Annotated in this window: 16 protein-coding genes; 8 read left to right on the forward strand and 8 right to left on the reverse strand. The window is 63.4% G+C overall.

Features of this window, described 5'->3' with window-relative positions; all coding sequences use genetic code 11:
• Window positions 1–5 precede the first annotated feature (5 nt).
• Together pdxA and rsmA are read left to right on the forward strand one after the other, a co-directional pair.
• Entirely contained in the window at window positions 6–1,034 is a 1,029-nt protein-coding gene (gene pdxA, locus ASD63_RS20945; RefSeq protein WP_034803929.1) for a 4-hydroxythreonine-4-phosphate dehydrogenase PdxA, read from the forward strand.
• Complete coding sequence (gene rsmA / locus ASD63_RS20950; protein WP_060529819.1) at window positions 1,034–1,861, forward strand: 16S rRNA (adenine(1518)-N(6)/adenine(1519)-N(6))-dimethyltransferase RsmA; 828 nt, start codon at window positions 1,034–1,036, stop codon at window positions 1,859–1,861. The genes pdxA and rsmA overlap by 1 nt, the downstream gene beginning before the upstream one ends.
• 82 nt (window positions 1,862–1,943) lie before the next feature.
• Here rsmA and gmk read toward each other — a convergent pair whose 3' ends face one another.
• The 7 genes from gmk to fabD form a co-directional block, all read right to left on the reverse strand.
• Complete coding sequence (gmk, locus tag ASD63_RS20955) at window positions 1,944–2,603, reverse strand: guanylate kinase (RefSeq protein WP_034803935.1); 660 nt, start codon at window positions 2,601–2,603, stop codon at window positions 1,944–1,946.
• Window positions 2,604–2,606: 3 nt separating this feature from the next.
• A complete protein-coding gene (locus ASD63_RS20960; RefSeq protein WP_034804285.1) occupies window positions 2,607–3,494 on the reverse strand; it encodes a YicC/YloC family endoribonuclease in 888 nt (295 codons plus the stop codon).
• A gap of 133 nt (window positions 3,495–3,627) precedes the next feature.
• Window positions 3,628–4,827 (reverse strand): endolytic transglycosylase MltG, encoded by a 1,200-nt coding sequence (gene mltG / locus ASD63_RS20965; protein ID WP_034803938.1) that lies wholly within the window; start codon window positions 4,825–4,827, stop codon window positions 3,628–3,630.
• A 463-nt stretch (window positions 4,828–5,290) separates the two neighbouring features.
• Window positions 5,291–6,556: a beta-ketoacyl-ACP synthase II gene (fabF, locus tag ASD63_RS20970; protein ID WP_034803942.1), complete on the reverse strand. Its 1,266-nt coding sequence runs from the start codon at window positions 6,554–6,556 to the stop codon at window positions 5,291–5,293.
• Window positions 6,557–6,777: 221 nt separating this feature from the next.
• The gene (locus tag ASD63_RS20975) at window positions 6,778–7,014 is read right to left on the reverse strand and encodes an acyl carrier protein (RefSeq protein WP_003531676.1); all 237 of its coding nucleotides are present in this window, start codon (window positions 7,012–7,014) and stop codon (window positions 6,778–6,780) included.
• Window positions 7,015–7,347: 333 nt separating this feature from the next.
• Window positions 7,348–8,085, reverse strand: a complete 738-nt coding sequence (gene fabG / locus ASD63_RS20980) for a 3-oxoacyl-[acyl-carrier-protein] reductase (protein ID WP_034803959.1) — start codon at window positions 8,083–8,085, stop codon at window positions 7,348–7,350.
• A gap of 39 nt (window positions 8,086–8,124) precedes the next feature.
• Window positions 8,125–9,069, reverse strand: coding sequence for an ACP S-malonyltransferase (fabD, locus tag ASD63_RS20985; protein ID WP_034803962.1), 945 nt, complete (start codon window positions 9,067–9,069; stop codon window positions 8,125–8,127).
• Between the two features lie 339 nt (window positions 9,070–9,408).
• Between fabD and ASD63_RS20990 the strand changes: the two genes are divergently transcribed.
• The 6 genes from ASD63_RS20990 (at window position 9,409) to rplI (ending at window position 13,734) form a co-directional block, all read left to right on the forward strand.
• Window positions 9,409–10,452, forward strand: a complete 1,044-nt coding sequence (locus ASD63_RS20990; RefSeq protein ID WP_034803965.1) for an aldo/keto reductase — start codon at window positions 9,409–9,411, stop codon at window positions 10,450–10,452.
• A 19-nt stretch (window positions 10,453–10,471) separates the two neighbouring features.
• Window positions 10,472–10,984: a ClbS/DfsB family four-helix bundle protein gene (locus tag ASD63_RS20995; protein ID WP_034803970.1), complete on the forward strand. Its 513-nt coding sequence runs from the start codon at window positions 10,472–10,474 to the stop codon at window positions 10,982–10,984.
• A gap of 274 nt (window positions 10,985–11,258) precedes the next feature.
• On the forward strand, window positions 11,259–11,705 hold the full coding sequence (gene rpsF / locus ASD63_RS21000) for a 30S ribosomal protein S6 (protein WP_034803973.1): 447 nt from the start codon (window positions 11,259–11,261) through the stop codon (window positions 11,703–11,705).
• A 26-nt stretch (window positions 11,706–11,731) separates the two neighbouring features.
• Window positions 11,732–11,980 carry a 30S ribosomal protein S18 gene (gene rpsR / locus ASD63_RS21005; RefSeq protein ID WP_025426448.1) on the forward strand — a complete coding sequence of 83 codons (249 nt, stop codon included), beginning with the start codon at window positions 11,732–11,734 and terminating at the stop codon, window positions 11,978–11,980.
• 192 nt (window positions 11,981–12,172) lie between these two features.
• Entirely contained in the window at window positions 12,173–13,126 is a 954-nt protein-coding gene (locus ASD63_RS21010; protein WP_034803975.1) for a membrane protein, read from the forward strand.
• A gap of 32 nt (window positions 13,127–13,158) precedes the next feature.
• Window positions 13,159–13,734 carry a 50S ribosomal protein L9 gene (rplI, locus tag ASD63_RS21015; protein ID WP_034803982.1) on the forward strand — a complete coding sequence of 192 codons (576 nt, stop codon included), beginning with the start codon at window positions 13,159–13,161 and terminating at the stop codon, window positions 13,732–13,734.
• A gap of 103 nt (window positions 13,735–13,837) precedes the next feature.
• Here rplI and ASD63_RS21020 read toward each other — a convergent pair whose 3' ends face one another.
• On the reverse strand, window positions 13,838–14,935 hold the full coding sequence (locus tag ASD63_RS21020) for an HlyD family secretion protein (protein ID WP_051659664.1): 1,098 nt from the start codon (window positions 14,933–14,935) through the stop codon (window positions 13,838–13,840).
• Between the last annotated feature and the right edge of the window lie 10 nt (window positions 14,936–14,945).

The following is a 14,945-nucleotide window of genomic DNA, read 5'->3' on the forward strand; positions in this document are numbered from 1 at the left end:
GAAACATGCGCGAAACTACCGGCGGGCCCCTCGCCCTGACCATGGGCGACCCGGCCGGTATCGGGCCGGACATCAGCCTCTCGACCTGGCTCGGCCGCCGCGACCATGCGACGGCCCCCTTCCTTTTCATCGGCGATCCCGCGGTCCTTGCCGCGCGCGCCTCGATGCTCGGCTACACGGTGTCCATCCGCGAGACGGATTGCGCCGGCGCCCTCTCCCTCTTCGACACGGCGCTGCCGGTGCTGCCGCTTGCCTGCCCTGCCCCGGTCAAGGAGGGCGAGCCGGACACCGTCAATGCCAGCGCCGTGATCGGGGCGATCGACACGGCCGTGCGACTGGTGACCGCCGGACAGGCCTCGGCCGTGGTCACGAACCCGATCGCCAAGGCGGTTCTCTATGACGCCGGCTTCCGCTTCCCGGGCCATACCGAATATCTCGCCGATCTTGCCGAAAAGGCGACGGGACAGCCGGTGCTGCCGGTGATGATGCTGGCCGGACCGAAGCTGCGCGCCGTTCCCGTCACCATCCATATCCCCTTGAAGGACGTGCCGGAGCAACTGACGCCGGACCTCATCTACCGCACCTGCGCGATTACTGCGGCCGACCTTCGCAATCGTTTCGGACTTCGACAGCCACGGCTCGCGATCGCCGGGCTGAACCCGCATGCGGGCGAAAACGGTGCGCTCGGTCTCGAGGACGACGCCGTCATCCGGCCCGTCATCGACAGGCTGCGTGCCGAGGGCATCGATGCCGTCGGCCCGCTGCCGGCAGATACGATGTTCCATGATCGCGCACGCGCCACCTACGACGTGGCCATCTGCATGTATCACGACCAGGCGCTGATCCCGGCCAAGGCGCTCGGCTTCGACGATAGCGTCAACGTCACGCTCGGTCTTCCCTTCATCCGCACGTCGCCCGACCACGGCACGGCCTTCAGCCTTGCCGGCAAGGGCGTCGCCCGCGACGACAGCCTTCGGGCCGCGCTCGACCTTGCCGCATCGCTTGCGGCCAATATGCCAGGAGATACCCGCTGATGGCCGCCCTTGACGGTCTTCCTCCGCTACGCGACGTCATCCAGCGTCACGGCCTCGATGCCAAGAAGGCGCTCGGCCAGAACTTTCTGCTCGATCTCAACCTGACGCAGAAGATCGCGCGGACCGCCGGTTCGCTCGAAGGGGTAACGGTCATCGAGGTCGGCCCCGGACCGGGAGGCCTCACCCGCGCCATCCTCGCGCTCGGTGCCAAGAAGGTCATTGCGATTGAGCGGGACGCGCGCTGCCTGCCGGCACTTGCCGAAATCGGCGCGCATTATCCCGATCGGCTACAGGTCATCGAAGGCGATGCTTTGAAGACGTCGTTCGAGACGCTTGCCGACGATGGGCCGGTCAAGATCATCGCCAACCTGCCCTACAATGTCGGCACTCAGTTGCTCGTTAACTGGCTGCTGCCCGAGCGCTGGCCGCCCTTCTGGCAGTCGCTGACGCTGATGTTCCAGCGCGAAGTGGGCCTGAGGATCGTCGCCGACGCGGATGACGACCACTATGGCCGCCTCGGCGTGCTCTGTGGTTGGCGCACAAAGGCGCGGATGGCATTCGACGTGCCGCCGCAGGCCTTTACGCCACCACCGAAGGTGACGTCGTCCGTGGTCCATCTGGAGCCGGTGGAAAACCCGATCCCCTGCTCGGTCTCGGCGCTCGAGAAAGTGACGCATGCAGCCTTCGGCCAGCGCCGCAAGATGCTGCGGCAGAGCGTGAAGCCACTCGGTGGCGAGGCGCTGCTTGCCAAGGCCGATATCGACCCGCAGCGACGCGCCGAAACACTTTCAGTGGAAGAGTTCTGTCGCCTGGCCAACTGCCTCTGAGCGGGCATATGGATCGCAAGGCGCGCGCTACAAATAACGTGAGTCAAAAATGGCTCCTCACGGAGCCATTTCTTTTGAAGCCTTAGAACGGGTTTTCGGTCAGCAGCCCGTTGACGAAATCGAACAGGCCGGGGCGCCGGTCGCGGCGCAGGCGTTCGGCCTCGACGATCGCACGCACGGACGCAAAGGCGCGGTCGAGGTCGTCGTTGAGCACGATGTAATCATACTCCCGCCAGTGCTCGATCTCGGCGCGCGAATTGGCAAGGCGCGTGGCGATCACCTCTTCGCTGTCTTCGGCGCGACGATGCAGGCGCGACTGCAGTTCAGCCATTGACGGCGGCAGGATGAAGATCGAGACGACGTCGCCCGCCATCTTCTCCTGGAGCTGCTGCGCGCCCTGCCAGTCGATATCGAACAGCATGTCGCGGCCCGCGGCCATGGCCGCCTCGACCGCGTCGCGCGGTGTACCGTAGAAATTGCCGTGCACTTCCGCCCATTCGAGCAGCGAGTCGGTGGACCTCAGCGCCTCGAACTCGCGGATCGACTTGAAGTGATAGTGCCGTCCATCGATCTCGCTTGGGCGCCGCTGACGTGTCGTCACGCTGACCGAAATGCTCATCTCCGGATCGGCTTCCAGGAGATTGCGCGCTATGGTCGACTTGCCTGCGCCCGACGGCGAGGAAATGACGAGCATCAGCCCACGACGGGCGATCTTGATGGGCGAAGGGGTCGCCGGGTTCATACCTTACTCCAGATTCTGGACCTGTTCGCGGAACTGGTCGATGACGACCTTCAGCTCGATGCCGGCGGCAGACACAGCGGCCGCGTTGGACTTGGAACAGATCGTATTCGATTCTCGGTTAAATTCCTGTGCGAGGAAATCGAGCTTGCGCCCGACGGGACCGCCCTTCGACAGAAGCTCCCGGGCGGCAACGATGTGGGAACCAAGCCGGTCGATCTCCTCGCGAAGATCCGCCTTGGTGGCGAGCAAAGCGACTTCGGCATGGAGCCGGTCCCGGTCGAGCGACGAGCCGTTGTCCATCACCAGAGCTACCTGCTGCGCCAGCCGATCGGCAATCGCAGCGGCGCTACGTGACGGGTCGGACTCAACCGTCGCCGTCAGCCGCTCGATCGTCTCGACCTGTCCCAGCAGGATCTGACAGAGTGCCGCGCCCTCATCTTCTCGCATCGCGCGCAAATCGGCGAGCGCACCCGCCAGACCTGCCAGGATACCGGCATCGAGCGCCGCACGCTCTTCTTCGCTTTCTTCCGGCTCGCGGAAGTCGACGATGCCGCGGATAGTGAGAAGCGTGTCGAACCGGAGTGGCGCGGGATCGACGAGATCACCGAGTTGGCCGCGCAGGTTCAGCACCGCCGTCAAAGCTGCCTGGTTGACCACGGCCTCGACGGCCGCCTCGCCGCCGCTGACGGAGAGGCCGACCTGAAGATTGCCGCGGGAAAAATACTCCGCTGCGAGCTTGCGCACCTCGGGCTCGAAGCGCTCGAGCCCCTGCGGCAGGCGCAGCCTGAGGTCCAGGCCCTTGCCGTTGACGGAGCGCAGCTCCCAGGCCCAACGACGGCGGCCGCTGCTGCCTTCTCTCCGGGCAAAGCCGGTCATCGATTGGAGCGGCATCATCACCTCCGTTGCGGTTTCAGCAGAAGCAATAAGGCGACGGCGCGGCATCCCGCAAGGGATATCCGCGCCGTGATTCGTCCGTCCACAATGCAAGCACCGCTGCGCGGCTATGCGCCGCCAGCAGCCGGCGTTATTGCGGCTGCGTGGCTGCCGGCTCGGCGGTGCCCGCGTCAGCCGCAGCCTTCGCCGCTTCTGCCGCCCGCTCTGCCTCGACCTTGCGCCAGCGGCGGACATTCGCATTGTGCTCGTCGAGCGTCTCGGCAAAGACGTGGCCGCCCGTGCCATCGGCAACGAAGTAAAGCTCAGGCGTGCGCGACGGATTGGCGACCGCTTCCAGCGCTGCACGACCAGGATTGGCGATCGGCGTCGGCGGCAGCCCCTTGATGATATAGGTGTTGTAAGGCGTCTGCTTGTCGATGTCCGACTTCAGGATCGGCCGGTCGGCCGGCTTACCGTCACCGCCGAAGATGCCATAGATGATCGTCGGGTCGGATTGCAGCCGCATGCCCTTGTCGAGCCGGTTGATGAAGACGGAGGCGACGCGCGGACGCTCGTCGGCGCGACCGGTTTCCTTCTCCACGATCGAGGCAAGCGTCACGAGCTCCTCAACCGTCGACACCGGCAGGTTGGGATCGCGCTTTTCCCAGATCTGGCCGACCAGCACCTTCTGGGCTGCGGCCATCTGCTGGACGATCTCGCCGCGCTTGGTGCCGCGCGTGAACTTGTAGGTGTCCGGCATCAGGGTGCCTTCCGGCGGCAGCTCCGTCGGCAGGTCGCCGACGAGCACCGGATCGTCGGCCAGCCTGTGGAACATCTGCTTGACGGTCAGGCCTTCCGGCAGGGAGACGGAGTAGAGGATCGACTTGCCCGACTTCAGGAGCTGCATGACCTCCTGCATCGACGAGCCGGCCTTGATCTCATATTCGCCGGCCTTCAGCGTCTCATTGTCGAGGTAGGCTTCGGAAACGAAACGGAAAACGCGCGCATCGGTGATGATGTTGCCGCGCTCGAGCCCGCTGGCGATCTCGCTCATGCCGGCGCCGCCCCGGACGATGAAGTTCTGGTTCGCCTGCAGCGGACCCGGCTTTTCGTACTGGTGCATCGCATAATAGACCGTGCCGGCAGCGGCGAGCGCTGCAAAGACAATGACGGTCATGACAAAGTTCAGGAAGATCACGACCTGGCTGCGGGCCTTGCGCGATCGTTTCGGCGGTTGCGGCACTTTTTCCGGACGCAGGGCCTCGTTTGCCGATTTCGGAATGATCGGTCCGTTGCTCGCGTTTTCACTGCGGCCAAATTGCGCCGCGCCGTTATCGTTTGAGTCGCTCACGATTATCCCGAACCCGAAATTCGCGGCCTCATTCTCTTCCTGCTTCCGGTGCGAATTTCGGACTGGACCGTGGCAGGCATAGGTCAAATTTATAAAACGGTGCCGCCCAGAAGGCCGACGTCCGCAGTTACTCAAAAATCCGCAGTCGGTGCAATCTCACCGAAGAACCACAGAAATGTGTCGAATCACCGTCCGTTCAAGAGAACGCGGCGGACGACCGACACTTTAATCCGGAACCACGGCCCGCGGCAAAAACCCGGCAAACCGCAATTCCAGGCAATGACTGAAGGGCAATCTGACAGATATGCCTTGCGCGAACATCGCGGTCGGCGAGCGCCGTCTTCCGTGACGACGCCTCCTCCCACCACATGCTTGTAGCGAGCAATACGGCAAAAGCTGGATCATCGCGCCGCCTTTGACGGTCGGCGCGACAATTGGCTCAAGCGACGCTCCGGGCGCGCGATCAGGCGCCGGTGTAGCGGCGCAGGACCAACGAGGCGTTGGTGCCGCCGAAGCCGAAGGAATTCGAGAGCGCCACGTTGATTTCGCGCTTGCGCGCGACATGCGGCACGAGGTCGATCTTCGTCTCGATCGACGGATTGTCGAGGTTCAGCGTCGGCGGCGCAATGTTGTCGCGGATCGCCAGCGCCGAGAAGATCGCTTCCACCGCGCCGGCAGCGCCGAGCAGGTGGCCGATGGCCGACTTGGTCGAGGACATCGAGATCTTCGACGCGTGTTCGCCGACCAGGCGCTCGACGGCGCCAAGCTCGATCGTGTCGGCCATGGTGGAGGTGCCGTGGGCGTTGATGTAGTCGATATCGGCAGCCGTCAGGCCGGCTCGCTTCAGCGCCATCTGCATGCAGCGATAGGCACCGTCGCCATCTTCCGACGGAGCGGTGATGTGAAACGCATCGCCCGAAAGGCCGTAGCCGACGACTTCCGCATAGATCTTGGCGCCACGGGCCTTGGCATGCTCGAGCTCTTCGAGGATGACGACGCCGGCGCCCTCGCCCATGACGAAACCGTCACGGTCGATATCGTAGGGGCGCGAGGCCTTCTGCGGATCGTCATTGTGCTGGGTCGATAGCGCCTTGCAGGCGGCAAAGCCGGCGAGCGAGATCCGGCAGATCGGCGATTCCGCACCACCGGCCACCATGACGTCGGCATCGCCGAGCGCGATCAGGCGGCTCGCGTCGCCGATCGCATGCGCGCCGGTCGAACAGGCGGTGACGACAGAGTGGTTCGGACCGCGCAGCTTGTGGCGGATCGACACCTGGCCCGAGGCAAGATTGATGAGCCGGCCGGGAATGAAGAACGGCGAGATGCGGCGGGGACCCTTGTCGCGCAGCGTGTAGCCGCCTTCGACGATGCCTTCGAGACCGCCGATGCCCGAACCGATCAGCACGCCGGTCGCGATCTGGTCTTCATCGTTCTCCGGCTTCCAGCCGGCATCGGCCAGCGCCATGTCGGCCGCAGCCATCGCGTAGACGATGAACGGATCGACCTTGCGCTGCTCCTTCGGCTCCATCCAGTCGTCGGCATTGAAGGTAGCATCGGTGCCGTCGCCGAAGGGAATGCGGCAGGCAATCTTGGCAGGAAGGTCCTCGACCTCGAATTCGGTCACCTTGCGCGCGGCATTGTGCCCGGCAAGCAGGCGCGCCCACGTCGCCTCAGTTCCGCAACCCAAGGGAGATACCATGCCGGTACCGGTGATAACGACACGTCTCATAGTCCGCGACCCACCCTGACTTTTCCATTTCAGAGCCGGATCGGACCACGTGTAACGAACCCGATCCGGGCATCCATTTTAAGGTTCTTATTCACGATCAGAGGGATATGCGGGAAACGCTTGCTGATCGAAATCCCCGCTCAGCGCGGGATAGCCCACTTCCCTGGGCTGAAACGGGCCGCTTTAGGCGGCCCGTCCACGGCCGAAGCCGCTTTAAGGTATTAGGCCTGAGCCTTTTCGATGAACTTGACGGCGTCGCCGACAGTCAGGATCGAGTCAGCAGCGTCGTCCGGGATTTCAACGCCGAATTCTTCTTCGAAAGCCATGACCAGTTCGACGGTGTCGAGCGAGTCCGCGCCGAGGTCGTCGATGAAGCTTGCGCCTTCGCTGACCTTTTCGGCGTCGACGCCAAGATGATCAATAACAATTTTCTTTACGCGTTCTGCGATATCGCTCATGTCGGAGTTCCTCGACCTTCGTTTCTGTAGGCGCCTATTCCGGCACCGGTACTCTTCTGTAAGCCTGATAGACCAAGACGGCCCACCCGGCAATCCATCCAACCGGAACTGCGGCAAACCCAAGGCAGCCAAGGCTGCCGGGCACCTGGCGGGACCGGTCGACTGCTAACAGTCATGGCCCGATTAACACGGTTTAACGCTGTCGCAAAGTCCGAAAATGCCTGTCATTCGCTTGCTCAACATTGAATTTCAGGCATTTGGCAGGCGGCGTCCCGGGACGTTGAAGATCGCCCACCGCACAATCTCGGCGGGCGGCCCATCCCGGAAAGCGGATCAGATCATGGCCATGCCGCCATTGACGTGAATCGTCTGGCCGGTGACGTAGCCCGCTTCGTTGGAAGCGAGGTAAACGACCGCCGAAGCGATTTCAGCGCCGGTGCCCATCCGCTTCATCGGGATCGCGCCCATGATCGCGTCCTTCTGCTTGTCGTTGAGCTTGCCGGTCATCGCGCTTTCGATGAAGCCCGGAGCCACGCAGTTGACCGTGACGTTGCGCGTCGCGATTTCCTGGGCCAGTGACTTGGAGAAGCCGATCATGCCGGCCTTGGAGGCGCAGTAGTTCGCCTGGCCGGGGTTGCCGGTGACGCCGACGATGGAGGTGATGTTGACGATGCGGCCGAAACGGCGACGCATCATCGGATGGGTGAGTTCGCGCGTCAGGCGGAACACGGCCGTCAGGTTCACTTCGAGAACGGCATCCCAGTCCTCGTCGCTCATGCGCACGAAGAGACCGTCCTTGGTGATGCCGGCATTGTTGACGAGGATGTCGACGCCGCCAAGCTCGGCTTCGGCCTTCTCGCCGAGCGCCTTGACTTCGGCGCGGTCGGAAAGGTTTGCCGGGAAGAGCTGCACGCGATCGCCAAGTTCGTTGGCAAGCGCTTCCAGCTTTTCGACGCGGGTGCCGTGCAGACCGACGGTCGCTCCCTGGGCGTGCAGCATGCGGGCGATTTCTTCGCCGATACCACCGGATGCACCGGTAACGAGAGCCTTGCGGCCGGAAAGATCAAACATCTCTTTGATTCCTTATAACTGGAGCGCCTAGGCGTTCGCTCAGGCGAGCAAGGCGGCGAGTGCTGCGTCGATATCGGCGGGCGTATTGACGGCGATACCGTTGACGGTCTTGTCGATGCGGCGGGCAAGCCCGGTCAGGACCTTGCCGGAGCCGAGTTCATAAAGCGTCGTGACATTGTTGGCGGCAAACCATTCGACCGTCTCGCGCCAGCGGACCTGGCCGGTGACCTGCTCGACCAGCAGCCGGGCGATCTCGTCGGCATCGCTGACCGGGGCGGCGAGCACGTTGGCGATGACAGGCACCACCGGATTACGCTTCTCGACCTTGGCCAGCGCCTCGCGCATCGCGTCGGCAGCCGGCGCCATCAGCGCGGAATGGAAGGGGGCAGAGACCGGCAGCATCAGAGCGCGCTTGGCGCCCTTTTCGGAAGCGAGTGCTGCGGCCTTCTCGACGGCAGCCTTCTCGCCGGAGATCACCAGCTGGCCGCCACCATTGTCGTTGGCGATCTGGCAGGAACCGAGCGCGGAGGCTTCGCGGCAGACGGCTTCGACATCCGCATGTTCGAGGCCGATGATCGCCGCCATTGCGCCCTTGCCGACGGGAACCGCCGCCTGCATGGCGTTGCCGCGGATGCGCAGGAGACGCGCCGTGTCGGCAATGGAGAAGGTACCGGCAGCACAGAGCGCCGAGTATTCGCCGAGCGAATGGCCGGCGACGAAGGAAACCTTGGACTTGAGGTCGAGGCCCTTGGCTTCGAGCACGCGAATGACGGCCATCGATACGGCCATCAGCGCCGGCTGGGCGTTCGCCGTCAGCGTCAGCGTTTCCTCGGGGCCGTTCCACATGATCTCGGACAGCTTCTGGCCGAGTGCTTCATCGACTTCGGCAAAGACGGCTGCCGCTTCCGGAAAAGCGTCGGCCAGATCCTTGCCCATGCCGACAGCCTGGCTGCCCTGGCCTGGAAACGTGAATGCAATGCTCATGGGATCGTCCCTTCCCTAGATCACTAGGATTTCGGGTCGGCGCGACACGAAATCCTAGTGATCGGTTCTTATGAGTTAGAGCGGGATGCAGGCAGAAACCATACATCTCCGGCTTCCTCTCCATTCACATTCCTTACCGACGAGTCAAGCTTGGAGGCCGGCACGGACACGGCCGACGGGGCCTTTTGCCCTTGATCTTCAACAATCAAGGCGTAAGTTTGCCGCCCGATGTCGCTCTGCCCTACCCGATCACCAGGGTCGAGGCGACCGCTCCATTCCCGGTGCCAGCGCCCCTTCCCTCCCAGGTCGGCGCCGCCCTTCACAAGGATACTTATCTAGATGCGCTACAACACGCTTGGCCGCACCGGCATCAAGGTCTCGGAAATCTGCCTGGGCACCATGACCTGGGGTTCACAGAACTCCATCGCCGAGGCGCACGAGCAACTGGATTACGCCTTCGACAAGGGCGTCAACTTCATCGATACGGCCGAACTCTACCCCACGACCCCGCTTTCGCCAGAGACCTATGGCGACACGGAACGCTTCATCGGCGAATGGCTGGTCAGGCGCGGCCGGCGCGATGAGGTCGTCGTTGCGACCAAGGTCGCCGGCCCCGGCCGCCCCTATATCCGCAACGGCAACCCGACGACGCCCGAGGGCATCGACCAGGCGATCGACGCCAGCCTCAGGCGGCTGAAGACCGATTATGTGGACCTTTATCAGCTTCATTGGCCGAACCGCGGCCACTACCATTTCCGCAACGCCTGGTCCTATGACCCGTCCAGGCAGGACAAGGATCATGTCGCGAGTGACCTCCGGGCAATCCTCGACAAGCTCGGCGACCTCGTGAAAGCCGGCAAGGTCCGCGCCATCGGCCTCTCCAACGAAACGGCCTGGGGCACGATGAAGTTCATCGACATGGCGGAGCGTCATAGCCTGCCGCGCGTCGCCTCGATCCAGAACGAATACAACCTGCTTTACCGCGCCTACGACCTCGACCTGTCGGAGCTGTCGCACCACGAAGACGTGGGCCTGCTCGCCTATTCGCCGCTCGCCGCCGGCCTCTTAAGCGGCAAGTACCTCGATGGCGCGAAGCCGAAGGGCTCGCGACTTTCGATCAACGGCGATCTCGGCGGCCGCTTCACGCCGCACCAGGAACCGGCCGTCGAAGGCTATGTCAAACTGGCACGCGAGCACGGCCTCGATCCGGCGCAGATGGCCATCGCCTTCTGCCTGGCGCGGCCGTTCATGGCTTCCGTCATCATCGGCGCGACCTCGATGGAGCAGTTGAAGACCAACCTCGGCGCCATCGACCTGACGCTGTCGCAGGACATCGTGAACGGGATCCGGCGGCTGCACCGGATCTACCCGATGCCGATCTGAGCGTGAGACCAGATCGCCGATGCCGGTACCCCAGACGAAAGCGGAACTGCTTGCGGCGATCGACGTCCAGTTCGCCAGGCTGATGCGCGAGCTGGAACGGGTTCCTGACGAGCGCTACCGCGAACCGTCGCTCGAAGGCCACGCCAAGGGCACGATGATGAGCGTCGGCGACCTCGTCGCCTACCTCATCGGCTGGGGCGAACTGGTGATCAAATGGATCGATCGCGATCAGCGCGGCGAGCTGGTCGACTTCCCCGAGACGGGCTATCAATGGAACGAACTCGGACGGCTTGCGCAGAAATTCTATGCGGACTTCCACGCTCTTTCGCCGGGCGAGCTTGTCGCCAGACTGAAGCGCAGCAAGGAGACGCTCGAGGTACTCATCAGGGATCGCGACGAGCGGACGCTTTACGGGCGGCCATGGTACGGAAAATTCACGCTCGGACGCATGATCCAGTTCAATACTTCCTCTCCCTATGCCAACGCCCACGGCCGCCTGCGCAAATGGAAAAAGGTGAACGGGCTGGCGTAGAAAGCGGAAAAGACGCGGCAAGCCTTGCCTTCCGCGGAAAAATGCGTATAAGCGCGCTGTTCGAAATGCCCGGTCTTCTGGCTGGTGGCTGAACGGAGGGCCGGCTTCCTCGAGGGGAGCCGTTAGGATTGCACGTCTTTCCGGCCTCCCGTGTCTCCGCTCTCGACCGTCTCGATACAACACTTTCTTGCCGGCTGCCTGCAGCCACTAAGAACAGTCGTTGAGGCTTAGCCGCCGAGGTCCGGGCTGATTAACGCAAGAAAGGCAAGCCACAATGGCTCTTTATGAACACGTATTCCTGGCCCGCCAGGACATCACGCCGCAGCAGGTCGACGGTCTCGTCGAGCAGTACAAGGGCGTGCTCGAAGCAAACGGCGGTAAGGTCGGTCGCGTCGAGAACTGGGGCCTGAAGTCCCTCACCTACCGCATCAAGAAGAACCGCAAGGCTCACTACGTTCTCATGGACATCGATGCTCCGGCAGCGGCTGTTCACGAAATCGAGCGCCAGATGCGCATCAACGAAGACATCCTGCGCTACATGACGATCGCCGTCGAGAAGCACGAGGAAGGCGCGTCTGCCATGATGCAGAAGCGCGACCGCGACGACCGTCCGCGCCGCGATGGCGACCGTCCGGAGCGTGGCTTCGGCGACCGTGGTCCGCGTCCGGACCGTGGCGACCGCGAAGACCGCCCGCGCCGTCCGCGCGAAGACCGCGCGTAATCAAGAAGCTTTAGGAGATTAAGACAATGGCTGAAGTTTCTTCCGCTCCGGTTCGTCGCCCGTTCCACCGCCGCCGCAAGACCTGCCCCTTCTCGGGCGCAAACGCTCCGCGGATCGACTACAAGGACATCCGTCTTCTGCAGCGCTACATTTCCGAGCGCGGCAAGATCGTTCCTTCCCGCATCACGGCCGTTTCCCAGAAGAAGCAGCGCGAACTCGCCCAGGCGATCAAGCGTGCACGCTTCCTCGGCCTGCTGCCCTACGTCGTTTCCTAAGAACGGCTGACTCTCCGTCAGTCTTCTGACTCGACGGAACCCGACTTGTTGGGAGAGGCGCTCCCCTAACGTGAGCGCCTCTTTCTCTCCCTTCCGCGATGGGCGCGGATCGGAACCGGCGCGATGCGCCAAAATCCCATGCTGGGGCTGCGCTTTGGCCATCCCCTAACTGCACGAAGCAGGACAGCGAACGTGACGAATGTGAACAGGACATCGCTGCTGACCGGCGTTCTCGCCGGCTTTACCGCCGCCCTCTTGTCGATGGGCGCGAATACGCAGTCGTCTCTTGCGATCGTCCTTTATGCCGCTTCGGCACTTCCAATCCTGATTGCCGGCCTCGGCTGGGGCAATGCCGCAGCGATCACCGCGATCGTCACGGCCGGCGCCACCGGTGCCGTTCTCGTTTCGCCCTACTTCGCGCTGCTGATCCTCGTTGTCACGCTGATCCCGGCCGGTTGGCTGAGCCATCTCGCCAATCTCGCCCGCCCGGCGTCCGAACTCGGCGGCCCGGATGAGGCGCTTGCCTGGTATCCGCTCTCCGATATCCTCAGCCATCTCGCCGGTCTGGTGACCGTCGGCATGATCATCGTCGGCGTGATCGTCGGTTATGGAGCCGATATCTCCGATCGCATGGTCGATATCGTCATTCAGGCCGTGAAGGCGCAGGACAGCGCCTACAACCCGGATGCGGCTGCCATCGCCCAGATCAAGTCGCTTTTCACCCTCGCTTTGCCGCTCGTCCAGGGCGCGATCTGGGTGCTGATGCTGTTTACCGCCTACTACCTCGCCACCCGCATCGTGCAGATGTCCGGCCGGTCGTTGCGCCCGCGCGAGGACATTCCGTCGACGCTGCGCATGCACCGCAACGCGATCTTCATCTTTCTCGGCGGCCTGGTCCTCACCTTCCTCGGCGGCGCACCCGCAACGATCGGCGCGCTGATCTGCGGAACCTTCGGCGCGGGCTTCCTGCTTGCCGGTTTCGCCTCCTTCCATTTCCGCACACGCGGCAAGTCCTGGCGGCTTCCCGTGCTGTGGATTGCATACCTGTCGGTGCTCGTGTTCACGATCCCGGCATTCTTCTTCCTCCTGTCCGGCCTGATCGATACGCGACGCACCATCGCGGTCACGCCGGTTGGAAAAAACTGACCAACGAACTGGAACTCTGAAAGGAAACCAACATGGAAGTCATTCTTCTCGAACGTATCGCCAAGCTCGGCCAGATGGGCGAAACCGTAAAGGTTCGCGACGGCTTTGCCCGTAACTACCTCCTGCCGCTCGGCAAGGCGCTGCGCGCCAACGCTGCCAACAAGGCCCGTTTCGAAGCTGAGCGTTCGACGCTCGAAGCCCGCAACCTCGAGCGCAAGTCGGAAGCCCAGGCTGTTGCCGAGAAGCTCGACGGCAAGTCGTTCATCATCGTCCGCTCGGCTGGCGAAACCGGCCAGCTCTACGGTTCGGTTGCTGCCCGCGACATCATCGAAGTGCTCGCTGCCGAAGGCTTCAACGTCGGCCGCAACCAGGTCGACCTCAACCAGCCGATCAAGTCGATCGGCCTGCACAAGGTCACGCTGCACCTGCACTCGGAAGTCGAGATCTCGGTTGAAGTCAACGTTGCCCGTTCGGCCGAAGAAGCCGGTCGCCAGGCAAAGGGCGAAAGCCTGACCTCGGCCGACGCCATCTACGGCGTTGACGAAGACGCCCTGAAGCCGGAAGACTTCTTCAACCCGGAAGCCGAATTCGAAGGCGAAGAAGAATAAGCCTTAAAGGCCATTCAACACGCGAAAGCCCGGATCATCGATCCGGGCTTTTTTCTTGGTTGCGCGGCCGTTTCTGGCAATGGCTCTGTGGGCCTCGGCCGTCTTATCCGTGGGCAGCAACAGGCGCGACACCGATGTTCGCCTGGTCCGGTGCAACGCGCACCGGCGCGTCCTTGTCGACGCGCACGACGACCGAAAGGCCGGGCGACAGCATTTCCGCCAGCGGCTGGCCGGGATCGACGACGATGCGCACGCCGACGCGCTGGGCCACCTTGGTGAAGTTGCCGGTGGCGTTGTCCGGACGGATGATGCTGAACTCCGAACCGGCGGCGGGCGAGAACCGCTCGATATGCCCCGTCAGCTCGTTCCGCTGCAGCGCGTCGACCGCGATGGCGACGGGTTGGCCCGCCTTCATGCCGTCGAGCTGCGTTTCCTTGAAATTGGCGACGACCCAGACGTCGTTCGGCACCAGCGCCAGGAGTTGCGAGCCGGCCGTCACATATTGACCGATCCGCGCGCCGATCTCACCGAGACGGCCGTCCCGCGGCGCGACGATGCGGGTGTTGTCGAGATCGATTCGCGCGAGTTCGACGGCCGCTTCCGCCCCGCTCACCGCGGCTTGCAATCCGGCACGCGCGCCAAGCGTCGTCGCCAGCGCCTGCTTCGACACTTCCAGCCCGGCCTCTGCCTGGCTCACGGCAGCGTCGGCCTGCTCAAAGCCTGCACGCGCCTGGTCGGCATCACTGCGGGTCGAAACACCCTTTTCCGCGAGCGGGCGGATGCGGTCCCAGGTCGCCCGGGCCCGATTGAAGGCAGCCTTGGCACCATCGAGCTGCGCCTGGCTGGCGGCGATGCCCGCCTTGGCGGAAAGCTCCTGCTGAAAGGAATTGGCAAGTGCGGCTTTCTGCCCGGCAAGCGTGGCTTCCGCCTGCGCCACCTTCTGCGCATAGATGCGGTCGTCGATCTTGACCAGCAGTTGCCCGGCCTTGACCGTCTCGTAGTCGTGCACCGGAACGTCGGCGACATAGCCCGCAAGCTGCGGGCTCATGATCGTTACAAAGCCGCGCACATAGGCATTCTCCGTCGATTCCACCGAACTGTGGAACGGCGGCAGCCGCCAGGCGTAGAGCACAAGGGCGATACCGGCGATGCCGGCGAGAAGAACGATGATGCTCGTGGGAGAGCGCAGGGATTTCAACATGGTCGTCAAC

This window comes from Ensifer sp. Root558 (assembly GCF_001427045.1).
Classification (GTDB): domain Bacteria; phylum Pseudomonadota; class Alphaproteobacteria; order Rhizobiales; family Rhizobiaceae; genus Ensifer; species Ensifer adhaerens.